Below are 23,525 nucleotides of genomic sequence, written 5' to 3' on the forward strand. Positions count from 1 at the left end.
CATCCGACCCAGTCGGCAAACCGACAGTGATCTATAAGGATGCGGCCGCCCTTGTTCAATCAGCTGACAGAACCAGACGCCCGTTCCGAGAAGGCTTCCCCTCACCCATCCCCAGGCAACCGGTGAATTCCCGACCGTCCGAGGAAGTGATGGTTACTGTGCTTCCTGAGCGTTCCGCCTGGAAAACCAGGCTGCTTCCATCTTCCTCGGTCACCGTCGCACTGGCTCTTCCATCGTGAGCCAGGAAGACCGAGACCGTAGAATCGGTTCCATAAGCATATTCGGTTGATTCCTGTCCCTGGCGGGTGACCAAAACAGTCCCGTCGCGCACCCAGAGCGGAACCGTATCGAAGCCATGCTTTTCATGCATCCACTGGCCGGACTGTCGGCAGTCCACCTGGCGGCCGGTGAACCAATCCGTCCATACCCCCTTGGGCAGGTAGTATTCCACATCACCCGTGTAGGAGAAGACTGGCGCCACCAACAGCGACGGCCCCAGCATATACTGGCGGTCGCAATCCAGCGCCGTCCTGTCGTCAGGGAACTCCATGAACATGGAACGCATGACCGGGAGGCCGCGCTCGTGTGCACCAAGTCCGACCTGGTACAGGTAGGGCATCATGGATATCTTCAACCTGGTGAACTTTCGCAGCACGCTCACTGCGGTCTGCTCAGGAGGATTGACCACTCCCCTGCGCTGATCCTCCTCATCGAAGAGCCAGGGGACTCGGTAGACAGTGGAGCCGTGCAGCCTGGAGTGAGAGGAGAGCAGGCCGAACGCTATCCAGCGCTTGTAAACGGCAGGGTCGGGTCTTGCTCCTTCAAAACCGCCGATATCGTGGCTCCAGAAACCGAAACCGGAACTTACCAGCGACAGGCCGGCCCGCAAGGTCTGCGCCATGCCGTTGAAGGTGGATTCGCAGTCGCCGCCCCAGTGAACAGGCTGCTGCTGGCCACCCACCGTGGCAGATCGGGCATACAGGCAAGCCTGCCCTTTTCCGTACACCTCTTCGATGGCCTTGAAAACGGTCTGATTGTACAGTTGCGTATACCAGTTATGCATGCTCGCAGGATCCGAGCCGTCGAACCAGACCACATCGGCAGGGATGCGCTCACCGAAATCGGTCTTGATGGCGTCCACTCCTTGCTTGAGGAGATGCTTGACGTGCTCTTTGAACCACTTGCAAGCGTCCGGATTAGTGAAATCCACCAACCCCATGCCGGCCTGCCAAAGATCGGTCTGCCATATGTCTCCATTGGGCTTGCGAACCAGGTAGCCCTTGTCTGCAGCCTGGTCAAAGAGGGCGCTTTCCTGCCCGATATACGGATTGATCCAGGCGCAGACATGCAGCCCCTTCTCGCGGTGGAGGCGTCCCAGGGTCCCCTCTATATCAGGGAAGAAGCGTCGATCCCATTGGAAGTCGGTCCAGTGGAATTCCCTCATCCAATAGCAGTCGTAGTGAAACACGCTCAGGGGAATATGCCGTCGAGCCATGCCATCGATCATGGATGTCACGGTCTTCTCGTCATATTTCGTGGTGAAGGATGTGGTCAGCCAGAGACCGTATGACCAGGCAGGGACCTTGGCCGGACGACCCACCAGAGCCGTGTATCGCTCCAGGATTCGTTCAGGGTTCGGACCGGCGATCAGATAGAAGTCCAGAACTTCGCCGGGTACGCTGAACTGGACGGTCTCGGTGTTCTCCGTAGCCACCTCGAAGGAGACATGCCCGCGGTTGTTGACCAGAACACCGTAGCCCTTGCTGGTCATATAGAAGGGAATGTCCTTATAGCCTTGCTCGCTGGCTGTGCCGCCATCTTCGTTCCAGATGTCTATGCTCTGCCCGTTCTTCAGGTATGGGCCGAACCTTTCGCCAAAGCCGTAGACCCTTTCCCCGACTGACAAGCCAAGTTGAATGGCAGTGAAGACCGGAGACTCATCATAGGCCCTGGCCGTGGGCGCTACGCCGAACTCCCCCACCGGTTGCGTACTTACGGCAGCGTCGGGAGCCAAAGCGAACCTTGCCAGAGACTTGCCCCTGGCATGGGTGAGCTCCTTGCCCTCGCAGGCAAAAGCCATGTCGAAGACGGGCCCCTTGGTCATGGTCAGGCTCAGGTTGCCCGATGTCAGAGTCACCGAAGCCCCGTCTTCTCCGACCTCGCCGTCGCCAGCACCTTGAGCGCTGGCCTTGACGAATCCGGAATCCGGATCCTGCTCGTGAACAGGGAAGCCCGGACAGGTTCCGGCACCCTTCCAATGGGTTGCCTGCACCCGGATGATCCCTTCAGCCGGCGAGGTGGCATGGATCCGAAAGGTCGGCAGATTCAGGGTGTCGGCCCGGCCGGTCACGACCCTGGTCGTAGCCAGGACATCGATGCTCCTCCCATCTGGCCCTACCGACAATTCATAGGGTGAACGTGCGTAGAGAGCCTCGACGCCGGGCCGGGTCAGCCAATATCCATTGGTGAACTTCATGTTATTTCACAGCTCCTGTAGTAATGCCCTTGGAAAGGGTCCTTTGGAAGATCAGATAGAAGATCAGCGTGGGCACAATGCTGATCAGCGAGGCCGCAGCCGTGGTGGTCACATCCATCAGCCTGTCCCCGGTCAGCGACGCTATGGCAATGGGGACCGTCTGCTTGGAATTGTCAATCAGGAAGGCCATGGGAATCATGTACTCATTCCAGGTCCAGATGAAGAAGAAGACCAGCATGACGCTCAGCGTCGGCTTGGAGATGGGGAAGACGATGTCTTTGAGAATCCTCCACCGGCTGGCCCCGTCGATTGTGGCAGCTTCCAAAATGGCCTTGGGGAAGGTTCCGTAGACGCTGGACAGAAGATAGGTGCCGAATGCGCTCTGGATGACCGTGAATATGATGACGATCGACCATTGTGAGTTGTATAGGCCCATGGCCTTGAACATGATATAGAGCGGATAGAGCAGAGCTTCCTGCGGCATCATGTTAGCCAGCATAATCAGCAGGACGATCCAGCGCCTGCCCTTGACGCGGCCGATGCCCAGAGCGAAGGAGTTGAGCACCGACAGCCCGACAGCCAGGAATGACACCAGTGCACAAATCCATACGCTGTTCCAGACTTTCTGCGGGAATCGAACTCTGGTCCAGAATTTCACCAGTCCAGCGGCACTGAATTCGTGCGGCCAGGAAAGAGGACCCGAGGCGTTGTAGTCCGCCGTGGTTTTGAAGGCGTTCAGCAGAAGAACAAAAAACGGAAAGAGCATGATCAGTCCGCCGACGATCAGCAAGGCCAGAATCAGCCAATCTCCTGTCGTCCGATTTTTCCGTGCCTTGGGAATCTTGCTTACAGCTGTCATGATGCTACTCCTCGTCCTCTTGCTCGACCCGCTGCTGGACGTTGGTGAAAACGACAGAGATCACGATGATGACGATGGTCAGAGCCGTGGATATGGCGGCGCCATAGCCGACCTGTTGAGATTGGAAGAACTGCGTGTACGAATAGTATGAGGGCACAATGGTGCTGTCGCCCGGCCCTCCCTTGGTCAGCATGTACACCGGAGCGAAAACCTTCAAGGCTGCGATGGTGCAGGTCAGGGCCACCACGAAGATTTCCGGCTTGATTGCCGGCAGGGTAATGACTTTGAACCGCTGCCACCAGTTGGCCCCGTCCAGACTCGCTGCCTCGTAGAGCTCAGGATCGACACGCTGCAGACCGGACATGAATATGACCAGGGGATAACCCAGCTGGATCCAAATCATGATGATCATCAGGAATATCAAGGCGGTGTCGGGCGATCCCAGCCAGTTGTGCTGAAAACGTCCCAGCCCCATGCCTTTGAGTATGGCATTGAGAGCGCCGTTCTCGGGTCGGAAGATCCAGCCCATGACCAGAGCCGCCACCGAGATAGGCAGGAGCTGAGGGAAGTAGTAAACAGCGCGCATGGTTGAAGCGGTCTTGGCTCCGAACCGTTTTTGGACCACATCGAAAACCAGCGAGGCCAGAATCAGGCCGATAAGAATGGGAATGACGACCATGGCCACGATCATCCAGATGGAGTTGCGGAAAGAAGCCCAGAATGTAGCATCCCTGATCAGCCGCGACCAGTTGTCAATCCCGATCCACCGCGGAGGCCGTATCCCACGGTAGTTGGTAAAGCTTAAATAAATATTCCAGATTGCCGGCACGATGATGATCCATAAAAGAACCAGCAGCCCCGGTATCAGATACCACCAGAATCGATTGGAGGGATTGCCCGGTATCCTGGACATCCCGCGTTCCTCATCGGTCTTGGCAGCGACCGGTGCAGGATTTGCACTTCGAGATCCCATTGTTCGTTTCTCCTCAGCCTGAAAATGTGTCTATCAGGGCCCGCTGCAGATTGCAGCGGGGCGGAGGCCGGCGGCTGCCTGATCAAGAGCGCACCCGCCGGCCTATGGTTTGACTACTTTTTCAGCCCCGATGTCTCGACGCCTTTGTCATACTTGCCCTGGAGCTCCGTCAGCACGGCCTTGGTGTCCTTGGTCCCGTTGACCAACTCCTGCAGACCCGCATTGAGCTCGTCATAGAAGGTTGAGGTAGGCCAGTCCGGATAGTAGCCCAGACGATCATCCTTGATGACCTGGTTGAAACCGGCGATCAGCTCCTTGCTCTTGGGATCGCTTATCTGGGCAGGATCTGCTGCAATGGGCAATCCGCCGGAGTTGCCCATCAGGTTCTGATTCTCCTTGCTCAGCGTCATGTCGATGAACTTCGCTGCAGCGTCCTTTTTCTTGGAACGCTCGGGAATCACCCAGATGTTGCCCGATCCGCCGGGAATCTTCTTGGTTTCAGGGAAGAGGCTGACCTCCCAATTGACATTGGGGATGTCGCTTTGGAAGCGTCCGAACCACCAAGAGCCCGAGAAGAGCATGGGGTAGGTCCCCTTCATGAAGTTCTGTCCGGCATCCTCGGCTTTGAGACCCGTCGAGTCTTTGCTGATGTACCCCTTGTTGACCCAGTCCTTGATGGTATCAGTGGCATAGGTCATGGCCGGGCCCTGCCAGTCCACCTTGCCGTCGTAGCGCTGGTAGGCGTTGATCAAGCGCTGGTCGGCTTTTTGAAGGACCAACTGCCACCAGAGATGTTGGAGCGGGTATTCAGCCACACCCTCAGACAAGGCTGTGACGCCGTTGTCCTTGAACTTTTGCATGGCCTGCTCCAATTCGGACATGGTCTTGGGTATGGCGATGCCGTACTTGTCGAACATGTCCTTGTTGTAGTACATGATCACCTCCTCGCCATAGGTGGTGATGCCGTACCAGTCGCCGGATCCCATAACGCCCTTCTCGTCATATCGGCCCGGGACCGCCAAGGATCCCGTGATCTTCTTGTTCCATTGGTATTGCTTGACATAGTCGTTGAGGTTGGAGAGCAGACCCTGGCTGGAAAGCAGGCCCGCAGTGGCGTTGCCTTTGTTGTACTCCATCACATCTGGGGCGTCATCAGAATTGAGGATCTGGCTGGCGTTTTGCCTGATTTGCTCGAAGGTCTTCTTCTCGAAGTTGACCTTGATGCCGGTCTTCTTCTGGAAATCAGCAATGGCCTGCTTCCAGGCCTTGCCCTGGGCGCCGTTATCCTCCTCGTAATACCAGATCTTGATGGAATCAGGATGCTCCTCTTGGGCGCTGTCACTGCCGCCGCATCCGGATAAGGCCATGATGCCCGCCAGACTTGCCACAGCCGTAACAGCTGCCATGATTCTCCGGGGAAACTTCATCGCTCCTCTTTTCCTAGCTTCATCGCTTGATGATTCTCCTTATTGGACAACCATTTGATAATTTAATGATTTGACTATAATTGACATAGTATTTCGACGTTTTTCGATAACCTATGACACTACCGAGACTCCGGTTTTCCGCCAATGTGACAGCCTGGGCGCCACAGCGATCGCTTACGGTTCTCAGCTATGTGGCCGAACCGGGCCCACAGATCCCCTGCGTTTATAGTCGGAACGGATCAGCTCCACTGTTCCCGGCTTTTTCCCAATGCCTTCCAAACACTCCATCAGCATGTCCACCCCGCGGGAACAAGTTTCATGCGGCATCATGGGAATCTCATCAAGAGGACGCTCGAGAACGGAAGCATTGCCAAAAGTGCTTAAAGCCAGCATGGAGATATTCTTCGGGATCGAAAGCCCTCGTTTTGACAACGCAACAATGGTGTTGTTCATGTGGCTGATGCTGGTCTGGGCCATGATCGCTGTGATCTCAGGGTCCAACCGGAAAGCCTGATCGATCAATTGACTGACATGCCTGGCATCGTCGCCGGTGGAACACAGGAATGTCGTCTGTATCCCCAGCACCTGGGCCCTGTCTATGGCGGCTTTTTTGGTCCGAACCAGAAAGTTGGAACCTTCCTCATAGGACTGAGTGTTGGATCCGATCATGAGCATATGCCGATGGCCCATCCGATAGAACTCATCGACAGCGCGTCGGCCCATGGCATGAAAGTCCACGTCAACGGAAAGCAGTTTGGACGGATCGCTGGCATATCCAATGGAGACATAGGGCACCAAGGAGGTATGTGCCTGGGCTACCCGCGGATCTTCCATGGTCACATCCAAGAGGAGGACGCCATCGATCATGCCACTGTATGACATTCTCAGGAGTTCGTCCGTATCGTCCTCATCCATCAAAAGGACCACGTTGTAGTGGTAATGTCTGGCCCTGGCAACTACGGCGAAGAAAAAGGTGGCGTAGTTCGAATAGTCGGTATAGGGATGCATTGGCGAGCTCAGCACGATCAGATGGGTTCTGCGGTCCCTTCGGAGCATGGCGGCTCCTGATCCGGGGTGGTAATCCAATTGCTGGACTGCCTTGAGAACCCTGATCTTCGTCGCGTCGCTTACCGGTCGCTTGCCCGAGAATACATAGGAAACAGTACTTATGGAAACTCCCGCCAGAGCGGCCACGTCTTTGATGCCGACCAAAGGACCTCCTTCAGCAGGAAGGCATGAGCCCCTTTATCGCAATCATGCACATGCCATCAACAGACAGTATACGAAAAAAGGCCCCGACCGTGGGGCCGGGACCAGTGGGGGCGGTTGAGGCGAGATTCGAACTCGCGGAGGGAGTTGCCCTCACACGCTTTCGAGGCGTGCTCCTTAGACCGCTCGGACACTCAACCATGGTCGTTGCCCGACACTGCCGAACAACAACTTTTCTATTATGCCACAGAGTCCCTACCAGGCAAGCGGCGTGGCGCAGGCAACGGTTGCCATGAACAGGCAGAGGGTCATAGTGTACGGCGGGCTCGGATGGCCTGAGCCCGTTCAGCCAGCTGGTCATCAGGCGGGTAGGCCACATGCTCCAGGGTCAGGCCCCGAGCATCTATGGGACCGGTGGAGCCTTCGCGCAGGGGGTGGGCCACCTTGTCGGCAAACCATGGCACGGACCGGCGTCCCAGGCCCACCTGGATGCATGCTGCTACCAGTGAGCGAACCATATTATGGGCAAATGCGTCAGCGACGATCCGAAAGACGGTCAGCCCGGATTCCATGAAAGTCGGAAGGTACCCGACGACACTCTGGTCCGGAGCCGCACCGAACAGATTCACGGCCGGAACCAGATCCCAGTGTGCGGACAGGACCTTGCGGATGGTCGTGCCGCCAGGGTTTGGCCTGGCGAAGGATCCGAAGTCATGCAAGCCGATACACGCTCTTGCAGCCTCGTTCATAGCTTGCAGATCCAGGCTCCCCTCCAGATCCAGCACATAGCCCCGCATGCGGGGATCCCCTGGCTGGCTCCCCTGGCTGACCCGGTACAGGTAGGTGCGTTCCATAGCAGAGAAGCGGGCGTCGAATCCCGCTGGGGCCAATCCGAGACCGAGCAGAACGATGTCGGCAGGCAGCAGGTGCCGGAGACGGCGTTCCAAGGCCACAACACCATTGACCTCCATATGGCCCCTGCAGGACTCGAGCACAACATCGGGAATGTCCAGGTGCGCCACCTGATGAGACGCGTGGACCCCGGTGTCGGTCCTGCCGGCCACGACCAGTCTTGGTTCCCAGACGTCGTGGTTATGGGGAACGCCGCCTTGTGAGCTGCGGGCTCCAGTGATCAGAGACAGAGCCTGCTCAATGCAACCTTGGACCGTGCGAAGCCCTGGCTGCCGGGCCCAGCCATGGAAGCCGCCACCGTCATAGGCCAGATCCATGCGCAGCCTGACAAGGGACATCTTCCCTTCCTGACCTTCCATCAAGACCTCCCTGGCAGCAATGACAAACGGGGCCGGAGAGCCATGCTCCCCGACCCCGTCATCGAATGCAATAACCGATTACTCGGCAGTCTTCTCGGCATCCTCAGCCACGTCGGCATCTTCCTCAGCCTGGGCTTCGGCCTGATCCGCCTTCTCAGCGGTCTGTTCCAGATCCTCGGCGGCCTGGTCGGCCTGGGACACGTCCTGATCGGACTCGTTGGCCTCGACGGCCTGGTCGATGGCATCCTTGGCAGCGCCTTCGGCGACGGCGGCGTCAGTGGCCGCAGCCACCTCGGCATTGTCGTCCTTGGCGGCCACCTTGGCTGCGGACTCAGCCTCCTTGACGACGGCCTTCTTGGCCGACAGGGGCTCGGTGACCAGCTCGATCACGGCCTGGGGGGAGTTGTCTCCGCGGCGGGGCGCGATCTTGGTGATGCGGGTGTAGCCGCCCTCACGCTGCTGCATCTGCTCGGCGATCTGCGTGAACAGGATGTGAACCACAGACTTGTCGCGGATGACGCGCATGACGCGGCGACGGGCAGGCAGATCCCCACGCTTGGCGAAGGTGATCAGCCGCTCGGCCAGCGGACGCAGGCGCTTGGCCTTGGGCAGAGTGGTCGTGATACGGCCGTTGGCAAAGAGGCTGGTGGCCATGTTGGCCAGCATCAGCCGCTCGTGCGCCGGGCTGGAGGCCAGACGTGGGCCCTTGCTAGGTTTTGGCATTGGATTATCTCCTTACGGCCCGGGAGGACAGGTGGGCATACGCCCGAACATCCGACTTCCCGGAATTGCTGTCAGCAGGCGACGGAACCCTTCCCCCTCGCCTGCTCATACGAAGGCTGCTGCACTTCACTCGTCGTCAGGCGAGAAGAAGGTGCCTCCCTCGAGATTATTGGTGTCGAAGCCCAGCGGGGAGGCCTTCAGCGACAGCCCCATGCCCTCAAGCTTCTCCTTGACCTCGTCGATGGACTTCATGCCGAAGTTGCGGATGTCAAGCAGATCCTGCTCGGTATGCGAGACCAGCTCGCCGATGGTGTGGATTCCTTCGCGCTTGAGGCAGTTGTAGGAACGCTGCGTCAGGTTCAGATCCTCAATCGGCACGGACATCTGCGGATCCGCCTCTTCCACCACCGGCTCTGGTCCGACTTCCACACCCTCAGCCTGAGTGTTGAGCTCGCGGCAGAGGCCGAAGAGCTCGACCAGGGTCGACCCCGCGGAGGCCACCGCATCACGCGGCGAGATGGCAGGCTTGGTCTCCACGTCCAGGATCAGCTTGTCGAAATCCGTGCGCTGCTCGACACGGGTGGCCTCGACCTTGTAGCTGACCTTGAGCACGGGAGAGTAGATGGAATCGACCGGGATGCGCCCGATCTCATCGTTGTCCTGCTTGTTGAGCTGGGCCTGGACGTATCCACGCCCACGCTCCACCGTGAACTCGATCTCCAGCTCGCCATCCTCGGCCAGGGTCGCGATATGCAGATCAGGATTGGCCACGGTGACGCCGGCCGGCGGGGTGATGTCCCCGGCGGTGGCCTCGCCCTTGCCGCTCTTGCGCAAATACATGACCACAGGCTCGTCGTACTCGCTGGTCAGCACGATGCCCTTGATGTTGAGCAGGATCTCAGTGACGTCCTCCTCCACACCAGGCAGCGTGGTGAACTCGTGCAGAGCACCCGAGATGCGGACCGAGGTCACAGCCGCTCCCGGTATGGAGCTCAGCAGGGTACGACGCAGGGAGTTGCCCAGGGTGTACCCGAATCCGGGCTCCAGCGGCTCGATGGTGAAACGGGAGCGCTGGGCATTGACGACTTCTTCAGTAAGAGTCGGACGCTGTGCAATAAGCACTGTTGCTATCCTTTCAGCTCCGACCGGTGGTGCACTCACCGGTCTTCGCGGGTGGATTCATGGGTTTTTTAGTGCTCAGACGCGACGGCGCTTGGGAGGACGAACGCCATTGTGTGCCTGTGGGGTCACATCAGAGATGGAACCGACCTCCAGGCCTGCGGACTGCAGGGAGCGGATGGCGGTCTCGCGGCCCGAACCTGGGCCCTTGACGAAGACATCCACCTTCTTGACCCCATGCTCCATGGCCTTGCGGGCTGCGGATTCGGCGGCCATTCCCGCTGCGTAAGGGGTGGACTTGCGGGAGCCCTTGAAGCCTACGTCGCCGCCTGAAGCCCAGGCCACTACAGCACCGGAAGGATCGGTGATGGAGATGATGGTGTTGTTGAATGTTGACTTGATATGCGCCTGCCCGACCGGAACCGACTTGCGATCCCGACGACGAGGCTTGCGCGCGGCCTGCTTTGCTGCTGCCATTGATCCTCGTTTCCTTGTCACGAATAACTGATTGCTAGTGCGATTCATCGGGGACCCTCATCCCCGCTTCGCATTCGGCCTTACTTGGTCGCCTTCTTCTTTCCGGCGACGGTGCGCTTGGGCCCCTTGCGGGTGCGGGCGTTGGTCTTGGTCCGCTGGCCACGCACGGGCAGGCCCCTGCGGTGGCGCTGGCCCTGATAGCAATTGATCTGGATCTTACGGCGAATATCGGCGTCGATCTCACGACGCAGATCACCCTCGATCTTGTAGTTTCCCTCGAGGTAATCACGCAGCGTAATGAGCTGCTCGTCCGTGAGATCCTTGACGCGGGTGTCCGGATTCACTCCGGTCGCGGCAAGTGTTTCCTTGGCGCGAGTACGCCCCACACCGAAGATGTAGGTGAGGGCTATCTCTATGCGCTTCTCGTTGGGGATGTCGACTCCGGCAAGACGTGCCATTGCGATTCCTTTTTGTTCTACGCAGGTCGTGCACCGAGTCTTCCGGTCTCCCGGCCCGGGCCTGCGCACCCGGGGTTCAGCCTGTCGGCTGTGACTCAGCGCCTTTGGTATTCGTTGCCGCTGGGAATCCGCTCAGCCCTGGCGCTGCTTGTGGCGTGGGTTTTTGCAGATCACCATGACGCGGCCGTGACGACGAATCACGCGGCAGTTCTCGCAGATTCTCTTCACACTAGGGCTGACCTTCATGGTTTTCCTTTGCTTGTGTACCTTGTTACTTATAACGGTACGTAATCCGTCCGCGGTTCAGATCGTAGGGACTCATTTCGAGCACCACCCTGTCCTGGGGCAGAATGCGGATGTAGTTCTTGCGCATTTTGCCGGAAATGGTGGCCAGCACCAGGTGCTTGTTCTCGAGCTCGACGCGGAACATCGCATTGGGGAGGGCCTCGACCACACGCCCTTCCACCTCGATCACACCATCTTTTGCCATAAGCCTTCTATCCGATCCTCGGCCGGTTACACAGCGCGCCGAAAGACACGCCAAATGGTAAGTATAGCATTGATAGGCCCAAAATTGGGCAATAGCGTGTTGATACGACAAAAGGGCCGTCTGAACGGCTGTCGCTCAATCAGTATAGCAGTCATTCAGACGGTCCGATAAGGACCCGAACCCCTCAGTCCTCGATGGCGATGTTCTGCGTGTTATCAGCCGGTTCGATGCTGGTCTTGGGCAGAGTCACCTCCAGGGTGCCGTTGGCATAGTGGGCATGAATGTCCTCCTGACGGACCTTGTCGCCTACATAGAAGCTGCGGGAGCAGGACCCGGTGTAGCGCTCACGCCGAATCCACCGGCCCTGGTCATCCTTGTCGCCCTGGTCACCGTTCTTCTGGGCGGAGACGATCAGGTAGCCGTCCTCCAGACGCAGGCCGATGTCTTTCTTGTCGAAGCCGGGCATGTCGATGGAGAGCTGGTACTGCCCGTCCTTCTCGCGCACATCCGTGTTCATCAAGGGGCTGTTCAGCGCGTTCTTGGCGCCCTGGCCCTGCCGACGCCCGTCACGCCAGTTGTTGAAGAAGGGATCGTCGAAGAAGTCGCCGAAGATCGAATTGTTCATCAATGCGGGAAACATAGCCATAATCGCATCTCCTGATTCTCAAAGTCAATAGTTTCTGCGGACCGGAACCCCGGGTGGACATCCTGACCTGTCCTCCCGGGCTCCCTGCCCTTCACTTTGTCCAAACCGCGGGAGCCAGGTTCCATACCCGATGTTCACCCAAGGAATAAATGTTGAGTCTAGGAGACTCAACTTTCGTCATCAGCCTTGTCTACCCTCCCTTGTTCTCTCATTCTTCGGGCCTTGAATGACCACATGTCAGACATTACGGGCCAGAATTCTTGTGACGTAACTTTGGGGCATTTACCATAGGATAAGATTCCGCCAGCCCCCGCAGGCTCTTGAGGGCGGACCCAATCGCATGTGGACCGGACGGACCGGCCATTCCTAGTCAAAGGAGCTCAGATGCTCACCAACGAATACATTAAGCGCGTATACCAGCAGGTTGAGAAGCGCGACGGCGACCAGCCGGAATTCCTGCAGGCTGTTCGTGAGGTTTTCTCCAGCCTGGAACCCGTGGTGGAACGGCATCCAGAGTATGAGGCCAACGGCGTGCTGGAACGTCTGGTCGAGCCCGAGCGTGCAGTCAAGTTCCGTGTGGCCTGGACCGATGACCAAGGCCATGTGCAGGTCAACCGCGGCTACCGGATCCAATTCAATTCGGCCATCGGCCCCTACAAGGGCGGCCTTCGCTTCCACCCGACCGTGACCGAGTCGGTCATCAAGTTCCTGGGCTTCGAGCAGATTCTGAAGAATTCGCTGACCGGGCTGCCGATGGGCGGCGCCAAGGGAGGATCCGACTTCAACCCCAAGGGCCGCTCGGATGCCGAGGTCATGCGCTTCTGCCAGGCCTTCATGACTGAGCTGCAGCGCCACATCGGCCAGTTCACCGACGTGCCCGCCGGCGACATCAACGTGGGATCCCGTGAGATCGGCTACCTGTTCGGCCAGTACAAGAGAATGCGCGACGAGTACTCGGGCGTGCTGACCGGCAAGGACCTGACCTTCGGCGGCTCCCTGGCCAGGACCGAGGCCACGGGATATGGCCTGTGCTACTACACCCAGGAGGCCCTGCAGACGCTGCGCAAGGATTCCTTCCAGGGCAAGACCGTCGTCATCTCCGGTTCGGGCAACGTGGCCATCTTCGCCACCGAAAAGGCCCAGCAGCTGGGCGCCAAGGTGGTAACGGCATCCGACTCCAACGGATACGTCTACGATCCCAAGGGGATTGACCTGGATGTCGTCAAGGACATCAAGCTGGGTCACCGCGGCCGAATTCGCGAGTATGCGGACCGTGTGGACTCCGCTGAGTACCACGAGGGCTGCAAGGGCGTCTGGACTGTGCCCTGCGACATCGCCCTTCCCTGCGCCACGCAGAACGAAATCGACGAGGAATCAGCAAAGACCCTGGTCGCCAACGGATGCACCGTGGTATGCGAAGGCGCCAACATGCCCTCCACCCCCGAGGCCATCCAGGTCTACCAGGATAACAAGGTGCTCTACGGACCCGCCAAGGCCGCCAATGCCGGCGGCGTGGCCGTCTCCGGCCTGGAGATGAGCCAGAACTCCCTGCGCCTGCAGTGGACCTTCGACGAGGTGGATCAGCGGCTCAAGGACATTATGACGGGGATCTTCCAGAAGTCCTACCAGGCCTCCAAGGAATACGGGCATGAGGGCGACCTGATGCTGGGCGCCAACGTGGCCGGCTTCACCAAGGTGGCCGATGCCATGGTCGCCCAGGGCATCCTCTGAGATCGAACCTGATTCCTATTCATAAAGGGCCCGACCTGCTGAATTTGCAGGTCAGGCCCTTCTTTTCATGGGGAACCAGTAGCTCAGATGGGGATTGAATTTGCCAAGCCATCAGCTACGCGTAGGAGCGGGAGCATCAGTCATGTGCCGCCCCCACCCCACTGGTTTTGCTTAATGCCGAATCGCAAACTATCGGTGCCTTCTCCCAACGTTCGGCAATCCCGGAGAGCCCTACTCCAGTTCCAGGGCGCCGGTGTAGAGCTGGTAGTATTCGCCGTGCTTGGTCATCAGCTCATCGTGATTGCCGCGCTCGATGATCCGCCCGTGGTCCAGGACCATGATCACATCGGAGTTGCGAACCGTGGAGAGCCTATGGGCGATCACGAAGACCGTCCGGCCGCGCATCAATGCGTCCATGCCCTGCTGGACCACCTCCTCGGTACGGGTGTCGATTGAGGAAGTGGCTTCGTCCAGGATCATGGCCGGAGGATCGGCCACCGCCGCCCTGGCAATCGAGATCAGCTGTCGCTGACCCTGGGACAGTCCGCTTCCATCCCCCTCAAGAACGGTCTGGTAGCCCTGGGGAAGCATGCGGATGAAGCTGTCGGCGTTGGTCATCCTGGCAGCCTCGATACACTCCTCGTCCGTGGCATCCAGGCGCCCGTAGCGGATGTTGTCCAGGACGGTGCCTGTGAAGAGGTTGACATCCTGAAGGACGATGCCCAGGGAGCGGCGGAGGTCAGGCTTGCGGATATTCCTCACATCGATCCCGTCATAGAGGATCTGGCCTTGTTGGATGTCATAGAAGCGGTTGATCAGGTTGGTGATCGTGGTCTTGCCGGCACCAGTGGCACCGACCAGCGCCACCTTCTGTCCGGGCTTGGCGAACCAGGTGATGTCGTGCAGAACAGGCTTGCCCGGGTCGTATCCGAAGCTGACGTCGGTGAATCGCACATCCCCCTGGAGGAGGGTGTATCGCCCATCCGGGGAGGTGATGGCCTGATCCTTGGCCTTCAGGGCCACATCACGGGCATCGCCGGGAAGCTTCATGGCGGCCTCCAGCGAGCGCCTGCCGTCGTCATCCGCCTCGCGCTTCCAGGCCCAGTGCCCTGTCTCATGGTCGACTGGGGTCATGGTCCGGCCGTCCGAGGCCAGTTCGACGCTGACCAATCTGACCGTGCCTTGGTCGGACTCGACGGGCTGGTCCATCAGGTCGAAGATCCGGGAGGCGCCTGCCAGGGCCATCATGACCATGTTGAACTGCATGGAGACCTGGCCGATGGGGTTGATGAAGGAGCGGGAGAGGGTCAGAAGGGAGACGATGGTTCCCAGGGTCAGCGGCCCAGCCCCGGTCAGTCCTACATTGCCCATGCCCGCGATGCCGGCCAGACCGCCCACGATGGCCAGGATGACATAGAGCAGGTAGCCCATGTTGCCCACGACCGGCATGGTGACGTTGCCGTAGGTATTGGCCTGGGCCGAGGCCTGGAAGAGCTCCTCGTTCCTCTCCTCGAAGACCTTGGCGGTGGCATCCTCATGGTTGAAGACCTTGATGACCTTCTGCCCGTTGACGGCCTCTTCCACAAAGGCATTCACCTGGCCCAGATAGCGCTGCTGGTGAACGAAGTACCGGCCACTTCGGGTGACCAGAACCCGGACCACCACAATAAGGACCGCCGCGAAGACCAGGGTCAGGACGGTGAAGGGGATGGAGAGCCAGAGCATGGAGATCAGGGCTGCCAGGGCGGACAGGACCGAGGAGACCATCTGCGGGAAGGACTGGGAGATGGCCTGACGGAGGGTATCCGTGTCGTTGGTGTAGCGGCTCATGGTGTCGCCGTGCTCATGGGTGTCGAAGAAGCCGATGGGCAGCTCCTGCTGGTGGGCGAACATCTGGTCGCGGATGGTCTTCAGGGTACCCTGCTCCACCTTGACGATCAGCCAGTTCCAGAACCAGGAGCAGAAGGTCCCCACTGCATAGAGGCAGCCCATCAGGATCAGGGTCCTCATCAGCGGTCCCCAGTCAGGGTCGGTGGCCCCGACCAGCGGCAGGATGTAGTGGTCGATCAGCGGCTGGAGGAAGAAGGCCGATGCCGCCTGGGCCCCGGCGCTGATGATGATGCAGACCACGATCACCGCCAGCTGCCAGCGGTAGGCAAGCAGGTAGCTCAGGATGCGACGGGTCGTTCCCGGCGCGGCCTTGTCCAGGCGGGGCTTGCGGTCCTTGAATGATCCGTCACTCATGGTCCTTGTCCTCCTCGCTCTGGTTCCTGGTCTGTGATTCATAGATGGATCGGTACTCCTGACATGTCCGCAGGAGTTCCTGGTGGGTGCCCTTGTCGAGAATCCTGCCCTCCTCCAGGACCACGATCATGTCGGCGTCCTCCACAGAGGCCAGACGCTGGGAGATGATGATCTTGGTGGTGTCAGGGATTTCCTGGCTGAAGGCGCGGCGGATCAGCTGGTCGGTTTTGGTGTCCACAGCGCTGGTCGAGTCATCCAGGATCAGGATGTCAGGCTTCTTCAGCAGGGCCCGCGCTATGCACAGACGCTGTCGCTGGCCGCCGGAAAGATTGGTGCCGCCCTCGTCCAGATAGGTCTGATAGCCATCGGGAAACTCCCGCACGAAATCGTCGGCCTGAGCCAGGGTGCAGGCACGCACCAGATCTTCGTCCGTGGCTTGAGGGTTGCCCCAGCGCAGGTTCTCGGCGATGGTCCCGGTGAACAGGACATTCTTCTGGAGCACCATGGCCACCTGGTCGCGCAGGACCGTCAGGTCGTACTGGCGCACGTCCACGCCGCCCACCTGGAGGGACCCCTCGGTCACGTCGTAGAGACGGGGGATGAGCTGGACCAGGCTGGACTTGGAGGAGCCGGTCCCGCCCACGATGCCCAGGGTGGAGCCCGAGGGAACCTGCAGATTGATGTGGCTCAGAACGGGACGTTCGGACCGCTCCGAGTAGCGGAAGGTCACATCCTGGAAGCTGATGGAGCCGTCGGCCACCTTCGTGACCGGCTTGGCGGGATCATGCACGGTGCTGACCTCGTTGAGCACCTGGCAGATGCGCTCGGCCGAGGCCTGGGAGATGACGACCATGACCACGATCATGGAGACCATGTTCATGGCCATCATGATCTGGATGGCATAGGTGACCAGGGCGGTCAGATCTCCTGTGGTAAGCCCCAGGGCGGCATTGTTCCCGGATGCCACAATTTGGGAGGCGCCCATCCAGGATATGACCAGCAGAGAGGCGTAAATACAGAAGTTCAGCAATGCCGGGTTCAGGCTCATGATCCGCTCGGCCTTGCAGAAGGCCCGGTAGATGGCCGAGGAAATACCGTTGAATTTGCGCTCCTCGTAGTCTTCACGGTTGTAGGACTTGACCACCCTGATGCCCTGAAGGTTCTCGTCCACCACGTTGTTGAGGTGGTCGTAGGTGTGGAAGACCCGCTCGAAGATGGGATGAACCAGCAGGGACAGACCAATCAGACCGAAGCCCAGGATGGGGATGGCGACCAGGAAGACCAGGGATATGGGCCTGGAAATCCTATAGGAAAAGAGCCAGGCCACAATGACCATGATCGGCGCCCTGACCCCCACTCTGATAACCATCTGATAGGCATTCTGCAGGTTGGTCACATCGGTGGTCAGCCTGGTGATGATGGACCCGGTTGAGAAGCGGTCGATGTTGGTGAAGCTGAAGGACTGCACCTTGGCGAACAGATCGCTGCGGACATTCTTGGCCAGGCCGGAAGAGGCGATGGCCGCATACCGCCCGGACATGAATCCGGAGAACAGGGAGACGGCCGAGCAGGCCAGCAGGATCAGCCCGAATTTGAAGATGGCCGGCATGGACCTCCCCGAGACCCCTTGGTCAATCAGGGAGGCCATGATGGTCGGGATCACAATCTCGAGGACACTCTCCAAAAAGACGAAAGCCGGAGCCAGAAGACTGGCCTTCCGGTATTCGCGCAGGGAGCGCAGAATGGTTCGGATGGTGTGCTTTGGACGCGCTGGTTCCTGCTTGTCCGATCTGACCACGGATACCGTAGATCCCTTCAAGTGGACCTCTTCTGTTTCTGTACTGATTGCTCTATCTTTTACGGCCGATCACCGACATGCAATATCCCTCGCAAGAGGGCCTGAATGCACCAAGGCTATCATCCTGTTCGCCAGAGTTGGGCGGACTCGCGGGTTTTCCGCCCTGCACAAAAAGAAGCTGTCACGCCCCTTGGGGTCATGCAGCTTCTATGCTCCAGGTCGTCTTGTCTGCGAGTCTTGCTGGCGACCGGCCTCTCGACTGACAAGCTATAAATTGACAAGCTATGAATCAGCGCTTGTCCAGCTGAGCGACAATCTCCTTGGATATCTGGTCGACCTCGCCCTGGCCGTCCACTGCGACCAGAAGGCCACGGGACTTATAGGTATTCAGCAGGGGGGCAGTCTCCTTGGCATAGATATCCAGCCGCTTGGCTATGGCCTCGGGGGTATCGTCTGCTCGCCCCTCCTCCTTGGCCCGCTTGGCGATGCGCTGCATGAGCACGTCATGGTCGGCGTCCAGGGCCACCACAGCCGTCAGCGGAGTGCCCAACTCCTTGAGCATCTTGTCCAGCGCCTCGACCTGGGATGCCGAACGGGGGTAGCCGTCCAGAATCCAGCCCTGGGCCGCATCATCCATGCCCAAGCGGTCCTTGACAATCTTGTTGGTCAGCTCGTCTGGAACCAGCTCGCCCTTGTCGGTGTAGGACTTGGCCTGTTTGCCCAGCTCGGTTCCGTTCTTCAGGTTGTAGCGGAAAATGTCACCAGTGGATATGGCCGGAATCCCGTAATGCTTGCTGAGCAAGGCCGCCTGCGTGCCCTTGCCTACACCTTGAGGTCCCATGATCAACAGTCGCTGTGCCATTCCCTGTCCTTTGCTTGATGTTCTTGGTCTGCAGTCCCAGGCGGACCAAACCGCGCAGGACCCTCTTTAATGTATGCTAGCGGCTGCCCGGTCCAAGAGCAGGTTCCGTTCATTAAAACTCATACGAACAGCCTTCCTGGCACAGGTCTGACACAAAAATGGTCCGGCTCCATGCCAACAAGTGACAGGGCCGGACCTTAATCTGTTTGGATTGATACCACCAGCAGATGTTTGACCGAAGGGTCAGCCCTCCTTGTGGTCGCCCTCCAGCAGGAAGCCGGTGTACTGGAACTGCTCGGTCTGCGCCCTGGCCTGGCGCAGGGTGTCCAGGCCGACGCCGGCGATGATCAGTATGGTTGTACCGCCGAAAGGCAACTTGGAGTTGATCTTCAGCAGCATGATCAGCACCGTGGGAATCAGGGCCACAAAGAGCAGATAGATGGCTCCGACCGTGTTCAGCCGGTTCATTACGTATGACAGGTACCGGCTGGTGGCCCGTCCGGCCCTGATGCCCGGGATGAAGCCGCCGTACTCCTTCATGTTGTCGGCAGTCTCGTCGGGGTTGAAAGTGATTGAAGTGTAGAAGAAGCAGAAGAAGACGATCATGACCGAGTAGAGCACGATGTACCAGACCGAGGTCGTATTGGCCATGTTGGCGTTGATCCACTTGACCCAGTTCTGATCGGACTTGCCGAACTGGGCGATAAGGGTGGGAATAGCCAGAATGGAGGAGGCGAAGATGGGGGGAATCACGCCTGACATATTGATCTTGAGCGGCAGATAGGTGGAGGATCCGCCGTACATCTTGCGGCCGATCATCCTACGGGTGTACTGGACGGGAATGCGGCGCTGTGCCAGCTCCACGTAGTCGACCAGAATCAGGATGACCACCAGGACGGTCACCACAATGCCGAATTTGACCCAGTCGCCGTTCTTGCCGTTGGTTCCCCAGCCGATGTTCCAGAGCTGGGGCAGGAAGCCGGAGCAGATGGAGATGAAGATCAGGACGGACATGCCGTTGCCAATGCCCTTGTCGGTGATCAACTCGGCCATCCACATGATCAGACCCGTGCCGCCGGTCATAATCAAAACCATGACGACCAGATTCCAAACGGAACTGTCGGGAATGACCTGTTGTTGGCAGGCCCCGTTGAAGAGCGCACCGTTGCGGGCTGTGACCAGAATGGTCGTGGACTGCAGCACGGCCAGACCGATGGTCAGATACCTGGTGTATTCGGTCAGCTTGGCCTCGCCCGACTGACCCTCCTTGTGCAGAGCCTCGAAGCGGGGAATGACCACGCGCAGCAGCTGCACCACGATGGATGCGGTGATGTAGGGCATAATGCCCAGTGCGAAGATGGACAGCTGCAGCAGAGCTCCGCCGGAGAACAGGTTTACCAGACCGATGAAGTCCTCATTGCCGGCCGTGGTGATGCACTTCTGCACGGAAGGATAATCCACGCCTGGGGTAGGTATGAACGACCCAATGCGATAGATGATGATGATGCCAAGAACGAAGAAGATTTTCTTCCTCAGCTCCTTGGTCTTGAAGGCCTGGATTAACGTCCTCACCTAAGTTCCCTCCCTACGCGACCGCGCGTTGGTCTCGGTGCATCGCACCTTCTTGCTCCGACCAGCTTAACCGATGGTTCCGTCAAATCATGATGGCAACCGGGTCGGAAACGAATTCCGGCCCCCGCCCGCTTGGAGCGGGGAGGGCCGGAATCATCTGCCTTGCGGTCTGTCCCCTGCGAGTATCAGTTCTCGGAGACGGACCCGCCTACGGCTTCTATCTTGCTTCTGGCCGAGGCCGAGGCCTTGACGCCCTTGAGGGTGAAAGCGGCCTTGACGTCGCCGTCACCCAGGACCTTGACAGGGCGGCCCTTGCGAACGGCTCCCTTGTTGACCAGATCCTCGACGGTGACCTCGCCGCCCTTGGGGAAGAGTCCTTCCAGGGCACCCAGGTTGACCACCTGGTACTCCTTCTTGAAGGGGCTCTTGAATCCGCGCAGCTTGGGCAGCCTCATGTACAGGGGCAGCTGGCCGCCTTCAAAGCCCGGGCGGACCTGGTAACGGGCCTTGGTGCCCTTGGTGCCACGACCGGAGGTCTTGCCCTTGGACCCCTCGCCGCGACCCACACGAATGCGGTCGCGCTTGGCGCCCGGAGCCGGACGCAGGTCATGCATCTGCAGGATGGTGGGCTCTTGCTTGTCGCTGGCCATAATCAGTCTGCCTCCTCTACGTTTACCAGGTGGCGGACCTTGTCGGCCATCCCCCGGTAGACGGGGGTGTCCTCACGCAGGACGGTCTGGCCGATCTTGTGAAGGCCCAGAGACCTGACGTTCTCCTTCTGGCGGTCGGTGGCATGAGCCACGCCCTTGACCAGGGTGATCTTGATCTGCTTGGTCATCACTCACCTGCCTTCGACTGCTCGTCAGCCTTGGCCTTGGCCTCTTCGCGCTCCTTGCGCTCGTCGGCGATGCCGGCGGCACGTGCGCGCAGGAGGGAGTCGGGGGCGACCTCCTCCAGAGGCAGACCACGGCGTGCCGCGATCTCCTCGGGCTCCTCCAGCTGCTTCAGGGCTGCCACAGTGGCCCGCACCATGTTGACGGCCGTGGCCGATCCCATGGACTTGCTCAGGATGTCGGTGATGCCGGCGCACTCCAGGACGGCGCGGACCGGACCGCCGGCGATAACGCCGGTTCCGGGGGCCGCAGGCCGCAGGAGGACAGTGCCGGCCGCATCGTGGCCGATCACCGGGTGGGTGACGGTGCCGCGGATGCGGGGAACAGTGAACATGTGCTTCTTAGCGTCCAGCTGACCCTTGGAGATGGCTGCCGGAACCTCGCGGGACTTGCCGTAGCCAACGCCCACAGTGCCCTTGCCGTCGCCCACGACCACCAGAGCCGCGAAGCTGAAGGTTCGGCCGCCCTTGTGGACCTTGGACACACGGTTGATGGTCACGACCCTGTCGAGCATGTCGTCACGGTCGTCGCGGTCGCGACGGCCACGACGACCATCCCTGCGGCCGTCACGGGAACCGCCACGACGACCACCGCGGCGATCATCGTTCCGGTCGTTCCGGTCTCTTCTGCCACCCTGGCTGGACTGAGCGTTTGTGGAATCTTCAGTCACCTGGGTTGTTTCCTTTGTCGTTTCGTTGTCGCTCACAGTGCCAAACCTCCCTCACGGGCGCCTTCCGCAACCGCTGCGACCCTTCCGTGGTACTTGTTGCCACCACGGTCGAAGACCACGGTGGTGATGCCGGCCTTCTTGGCCTTGGCCGCGATCTGCTCGCCCACCTTGCGGGCAGCCTCGGTCTTGGTGCCCTTGAAGGAGCCGTAGTCCGAAGCCATGGTCGACTCGCTGACCAGGGTGACGCCCCTGGTGTCGTCGACGATCTGGGCGATCATGTTGCGGTTGGTCCGTGTGACCACCAGACGGGGACGCTCTGCCGTGCCGGAGACGTGCTTGCGCAGACGGGCATGGCGGCGCAGACGGGCGATCTTCTTGCCTTTGCCTAGTATCGAGACCGTCATATCACTTACCAGCCTTTCCAGCCTTGCGCAGGATGTGCTCGTCGGCGTACTTGATGCCCTTGCCCTTGTAAGGCTCGGGTGCACGCAGGGCGCGGATGTTTGCCGCAGCCTGGCCGACAGCCTGCTTGTCGATGCCGGAGACGACCACTTCGTTGGCGTTCGGCGTCTCGAAGGTGATGCCCTCCGGGGGGTCGACAGTGATGGTGTGCGAGTAGCCCAGCGAGAACTCCAGGGACTTGCCCTTGGCGACCACGCGGTAGCCGGTGCCGACGATCTGCAGGTGCTTGCTGTAGCCCTTGGAGACGCCCTCGACCATGGATGCCACAATGGAGCGGCTCAGTCCGTGCTTGGCCTTGGTGGTGCGGTCCTCGTCGGCGGGGGTCATGATGATCTGATTGCCCTCGACCTTGCCGGTGATGCCCTCGGGCAGCGTGTACCCGTCGGAGCCCTTGGGACCCTTGGCGGTGAATTCCTGGCCATTGAAGGCCACCTCCACACCTGCCGGAACGGCGATGGGGAGCTTGCCAATATGCGATGCCATGTTCAGCTCTCCTTTCTCACCATACGTAGGCGACGATTTCGCCGCCGATGCCCCTGTCGAGGCATTCCTTCTGGGTCATCAGTCCCGAGCTGGTCGAGATGATGGCGATTCCCAGACCGCCCAGGGGCATGGGCAGGGAATCCGACTTGGCGTAGCGGCGCAGACCGGGCTTGGAGACGCGCTTGATGCCCTGAATGGACTGACGTCCATCGGGACCGTACTTGAGCGTGATCTCCAGATCCTGCCCGACGCGTGCTTCCTTGGCTCGGTAATCGGCGATGAAGCCTTCGCGCTTGAGGATCTGCGCGATGTTCGCCTTGAACTTGGAGTACGGCATGTCGACTGTCTCATGCTTGGCCGCACTCGCATTACGCAGACGTGTCAGCATGTCTGCGATGGGATCTGTCATTGTCATGTGGGCTTATGCCCTTCCTCGCCGTGGTTTCCGCCGCCGGGCAGCAAACTGCCGCGACCGCGGACCTTCAGCGTCGATCTTTACCAACTGGACTTCGTCACACCCGGCAGCTCGCCACGATGGGCCTTCTCGCGAAGGCAGATGCGGCACAGGCCGAACTTGCGATAGACGGAATGGGGACGACCGCAGACCTGGCAGCGCGTGTAGCCACGCACCTTGAACTTCGGCTTGCGTGCCGCCTTGTTTCTCAGAGCGGTTTTTGCCATA

The 23,525-nt window shown here is 59.6% G+C and carries 25 protein-coding genes and 1 tRNA gene; 1 reads left to right on the top strand and 25 read right to left on the bottom strand.

The window, feature by feature from the left end:
* Positions 1-55: 55 nt before the first annotated feature.
* From yicI to ACUIAG_RS04930, 14 genes are all read right to left on the bottom strand, one after another.
* Positions 56-2,476: an alpha-xylosidase gene (gene yicI, locus ACUIAG_RS04865; RefSeq protein WP_445339228.1), complete on the bottom strand. Its 2,421-nt coding sequence runs from the start codon at positions 2,474-2,476 to the stop codon at positions 56-58.
* Between the two features lies 1 nt (position 2,477).
* Positions 2,478-3,335, bottom strand: a complete 858-nt coding sequence (locus ACUIAG_RS04870) for a carbohydrate ABC transporter permease (protein ID WP_045924802.1) — start codon at positions 3,333-3,335, stop codon at positions 2,478-2,480.
* A 4-nt stretch (positions 3,336-3,339) separates the two neighbouring features.
* A complete protein-coding gene (locus ACUIAG_RS04875; protein ID WP_121914085.1) occupies positions 3,340-4,308 on the bottom strand; it encodes a carbohydrate ABC transporter permease in 969 nt (322 codons plus the stop codon).
* Between the two features lie 113 nt (positions 4,309-4,421).
* Positions 4,422-5,714 (bottom strand): ABC transporter substrate-binding protein, encoded by a 1,293-nt coding sequence (locus tag ACUIAG_RS04880; RefSeq protein WP_445339229.1) that lies wholly within the window; start codon positions 5,712-5,714, stop codon positions 4,422-4,424.
* 204 nt (positions 5,715-5,918) lie between these two features.
* Positions 5,919-6,947, bottom strand: coding sequence for a LacI family DNA-binding transcriptional regulator (locus ACUIAG_RS04885; RefSeq protein WP_445339230.1), 1,029 nt, complete (start codon positions 6,945-6,947; stop codon positions 5,919-5,921).
* A gap of 111 nt (positions 6,948-7,058) precedes the next feature.
* Positions 7,059-7,144 (bottom strand) — tRNA-Ser (locus ACUIAG_RS04890).
* Between the two features lie 108 nt (positions 7,145-7,252).
* Positions 7,253-8,215 (bottom strand): tRNA pseudouridine synthase A, encoded by a 963-nt coding sequence (locus ACUIAG_RS04895; RefSeq protein ID WP_445339231.1) that lies wholly within the window; start codon positions 8,213-8,215, stop codon positions 7,253-7,255.
* A gap of 78 nt (positions 8,216-8,293) precedes the next feature.
* Positions 8,294-8,938 carry a 50S ribosomal protein L17 gene (rplQ, locus tag ACUIAG_RS04900; protein WP_445339232.1) on the bottom strand — a complete coding sequence of 215 codons (645 nt, stop codon included), beginning with the start codon at positions 8,936-8,938 and terminating at the stop codon, positions 8,294-8,296.
* Positions 8,939-9,064: 126 nt separating this feature from the next.
* Entirely contained in the window at positions 9,065-10,060 is a 996-nt protein-coding gene (locus ACUIAG_RS04905; protein WP_015022327.1) for a DNA-directed RNA polymerase subunit alpha, read from the bottom strand.
* Between the two features lie 75 nt (positions 10,061-10,135).
* Positions 10,136-10,534: a 30S ribosomal protein S11 gene (gene rpsK / locus ACUIAG_RS04910; protein ID WP_015022328.1), complete on the bottom strand. Its 399-nt coding sequence runs from the start codon at positions 10,532-10,534 to the stop codon at positions 10,136-10,138.
* A gap of 80 nt (positions 10,535-10,614) precedes the next feature.
* Positions 10,615-10,992 carry a 30S ribosomal protein S13 gene (rpsM, locus tag ACUIAG_RS04915; protein WP_015022329.1) on the bottom strand — a complete coding sequence of 126 codons (378 nt, stop codon included), beginning with the start codon at positions 10,990-10,992 and terminating at the stop codon, positions 10,615-10,617.
* A 132-nt stretch (positions 10,993-11,124) separates the two neighbouring features.
* Complete coding sequence (gene rpmJ, locus ACUIAG_RS04920; protein WP_015022330.1) at positions 11,125-11,238, bottom strand: 50S ribosomal protein L36; 114 nt, start codon at positions 11,236-11,238, stop codon at positions 11,125-11,127.
* 25 nt (positions 11,239-11,263) lie between these two features.
* Positions 11,264-11,482, bottom strand: coding sequence for a translation initiation factor IF-1 (gene infA / locus ACUIAG_RS04925; protein ID WP_015022331.1), 219 nt, complete (start codon positions 11,480-11,482; stop codon positions 11,264-11,266).
* 184 nt (positions 11,483-11,666) lie between these two features.
* Positions 11,667-12,128 carry an Hsp20/alpha crystallin family protein gene (locus tag ACUIAG_RS04930; protein ID WP_029678055.1) on the bottom strand — a complete coding sequence of 154 codons (462 nt, stop codon included), beginning with the start codon at positions 12,126-12,128 and terminating at the stop codon, positions 11,667-11,669.
* 384 nt (positions 12,129-12,512) lie between these two features.
* Between ACUIAG_RS04930 and gdhA the strand changes: the two genes are divergently transcribed.
* Complete coding sequence (gene gdhA, locus ACUIAG_RS04935; protein ID WP_445339233.1) at positions 12,513-13,859, top strand: NADP-specific glutamate dehydrogenase; 1,347 nt, start codon at positions 12,513-12,515, stop codon at positions 13,857-13,859.
* Positions 13,860-14,090: 231 nt separating this feature from the next.
* Here gdhA and ACUIAG_RS04940 read toward each other — a convergent pair whose 3' ends face one another.
* From ACUIAG_RS04940 to ACUIAG_RS04990, 11 genes are all read right to left on the bottom strand, one after another.
* Positions 14,091-16,103, bottom strand: a complete 2,013-nt coding sequence (locus tag ACUIAG_RS04940; RefSeq protein WP_445339234.1) for an ABC transporter ATP-binding protein — start codon at positions 16,101-16,103, stop codon at positions 14,091-14,093.
* The gene (locus ACUIAG_RS04945; RefSeq protein WP_445339235.1) at positions 16,096-17,922 is read right to left on the bottom strand and encodes an ABC transporter ATP-binding protein; all 1,827 of its coding nucleotides are present in this window, start codon (positions 17,920-17,922) and stop codon (positions 16,096-16,098) included. The genes ACUIAG_RS04940 and ACUIAG_RS04945 overlap by 8 nt, the downstream gene beginning before the upstream one ends.
* Positions 17,923-18,190: 268 nt before the next feature.
* Complete coding sequence (locus ACUIAG_RS04950) at positions 18,191-18,763, bottom strand: adenylate kinase (RefSeq protein WP_306221292.1); 573 nt, start codon at positions 18,761-18,763, stop codon at positions 18,191-18,193.
* Positions 18,764-19,006: 243 nt separating this feature from the next.
* Positions 19,007-20,335, bottom strand: a complete 1,329-nt coding sequence (gene secY, locus ACUIAG_RS04955; RefSeq protein WP_024626782.1) for a preprotein translocase subunit SecY — start codon at positions 20,333-20,335, stop codon at positions 19,007-19,009.
* A 185-nt stretch (positions 20,336-20,520) separates the two neighbouring features.
* Entirely contained in the window at positions 20,521-20,985 is a 465-nt protein-coding gene (gene rplO, locus ACUIAG_RS04960) for a 50S ribosomal protein L15 (RefSeq protein ID WP_445339236.1), read from the bottom strand.
* Between the two features lie 2 nt (positions 20,986-20,987).
* Entirely contained in the window at positions 20,988-21,173 is a 186-nt protein-coding gene (rpmD, locus tag ACUIAG_RS04965) for a 50S ribosomal protein L30 (RefSeq protein ID WP_045924814.1), read from the bottom strand.
* Positions 21,173-21,934 carry a 30S ribosomal protein S5 gene (rpsE, locus tag ACUIAG_RS04970; RefSeq protein ID WP_045924815.1) on the bottom strand — a complete coding sequence of 254 codons (762 nt, stop codon included), beginning with the start codon at positions 21,932-21,934 and terminating at the stop codon, positions 21,173-21,175. The genes rpmD and rpsE overlap by 1 nt, the downstream gene beginning before the upstream one ends.
* On the bottom strand, positions 21,931-22,302 hold the full coding sequence (rplR, locus tag ACUIAG_RS04975) for a 50S ribosomal protein L18 (RefSeq protein WP_015022343.1): 372 nt from the start codon (positions 22,300-22,302) through the stop codon (positions 21,931-21,933). The genes rpsE and rplR overlap by 4 nt, the downstream gene beginning before the upstream one ends.
* Position 22,303: 1 nt before the next feature.
* The gene (rplF, locus tag ACUIAG_RS04980; protein WP_045924816.1) at positions 22,304-22,843 is read right to left on the bottom strand and encodes a 50S ribosomal protein L6; all 540 of its coding nucleotides are present in this window, start codon (positions 22,841-22,843) and stop codon (positions 22,304-22,306) included.
* 16 nt (positions 22,844-22,859) lie between these two features.
* Positions 22,860-23,258 carry a 30S ribosomal protein S8 gene (rpsH, locus tag ACUIAG_RS04985; protein ID WP_024626787.1) on the bottom strand — a complete coding sequence of 133 codons (399 nt, stop codon included), beginning with the start codon at positions 23,256-23,258 and terminating at the stop codon, positions 22,860-22,862.
* Between the two features lie 80 nt (positions 23,259-23,338).
* A complete protein-coding gene (locus tag ACUIAG_RS04990; RefSeq protein WP_015022346.1) occupies positions 23,339-23,524 on the bottom strand; it encodes a type Z 30S ribosomal protein S14 in 186 nt (61 codons plus the stop codon).
* Position 23,525 lies beyond the last annotated feature (1 nt).

It is taken from the genome of Bifidobacterium sp. ESL0825 (assembly GCF_052606465.1).

Coding starts and splice junctions, on each gene's coding strand:
- yicI (WP_445339228.1), bottom strand. CDS start 2,476: ATGAAGTTCACCAATGGATATTGGCTGACCCGGCCCGGCGTCGAGGCT.
- ACUIAG_RS04870 (WP_045924802.1), bottom strand. CDS start 3,335: ATGACAGCTGTAAGCAAGATTCCCAAGGCACGGAAAAATCGGACGACA.
- ACUIAG_RS04875 (WP_121914085.1), bottom strand. CDS start 4,308: ATGGGATCTCGAAGTGCAAATCCTGCACCGGTCGCTGCCAAGACCGAT.
- ACUIAG_RS04880 (WP_445339229.1), bottom strand. CDS start 5,714: ATGGCAGCTGTTACGGCTGTGGCAAGTCTGGCGGGCATCATGGCCTTA.
- ACUIAG_RS04895 (WP_445339231.1), bottom strand. CDS start 8,215: ATGGAAGGTCAGGAAGGGAAGATGTCCCTTGTCAGGCTGCGCATGGAT.
- rplQ (WP_445339232.1), bottom strand. CDS start 8,938: ATGCCAAAACCTAGCAAGGGCCCACGTCTGGCCTCCAGCCCGGCGCAC.
- rpsK (WP_015022328.1), bottom strand. CDS start 10,534: ATGGCAGCAGCAAAGCAGGCCGCGCGCAAGCCTCGTCGTCGGGATCGC.
- rpsM (WP_015022329.1), bottom strand. CDS start 10,992: ATGGCACGTCTTGCCGGAGTCGACATCCCCAACGAGAAGCGCATAGAG.
- rpmJ (WP_015022330.1), bottom strand. CDS start 11,238: ATGAAGGTCAGCCCTAGTGTGAAGAGAATCTGCGAGAACTGCCGCGTG.
- infA (WP_015022331.1), bottom strand. CDS start 11,482: ATGGCAAAAGATGGTGTGATCGAGGTGGAAGGGCGTGTGGTCGAGGCC.
- ACUIAG_RS04930 (WP_029678055.1), bottom strand. CDS start 12,128: ATGGCTATGTTTCCCGCATTGATGAACAATTCGATCTTCGGCGACTTC.
- gdhA (WP_445339233.1), top strand. CDS start 12,513: ATGCTCACCAACGAATACATTAAGCGCGTATACCAGCAGGTTGAGAAG.
- ACUIAG_RS04940 (WP_445339234.1), bottom strand. CDS start 16,103: ATGAGTGACGGATCATTCAAGGACCGCAAGCCCCGCCTGGACAAGGCC.
- ACUIAG_RS04950 (WP_306221292.1), bottom strand. CDS start 18,763: ATGGCACAGCGACTGTTGATCATGGGACCTCAAGGTGTAGGCAAGGGC.
- rplO (WP_445339236.1), bottom strand. CDS start 20,985: ATGGCCAGCGACAAGCAAGAGCCCACCATCCTGCAGATGCATGACCTG.
- rpmD (WP_045924814.1), bottom strand. CDS start 21,173: ATGACCAAGCAGATCAAGATCACCCTGGTCAAGGGCGTGGCTCATGCC.
- rplR (WP_015022343.1), bottom strand. CDS start 22,302: ATGACGGTCTCGATACTAGGCAAAGGCAAGAAGATCGCCCGTCTGCGC.
- rplF (WP_045924816.1), bottom strand. CDS start 22,843: ATGGCATCGCATATTGGCAAGCTCCCCATCGCCGTTCCGGCAGGTGTG.
- rpsH (WP_024626787.1), bottom strand. CDS start 23,258: ATGACAATGACAGATCCCATCGCAGACATGCTGACACGTCTGCGTAAT.
- ACUIAG_RS04990 (WP_015022346.1), bottom strand. CDS start 23,524: ATGGCAAAAACCGCTCTGAGAAACAAGGCGGCACGCAAGCCGAAGTTC.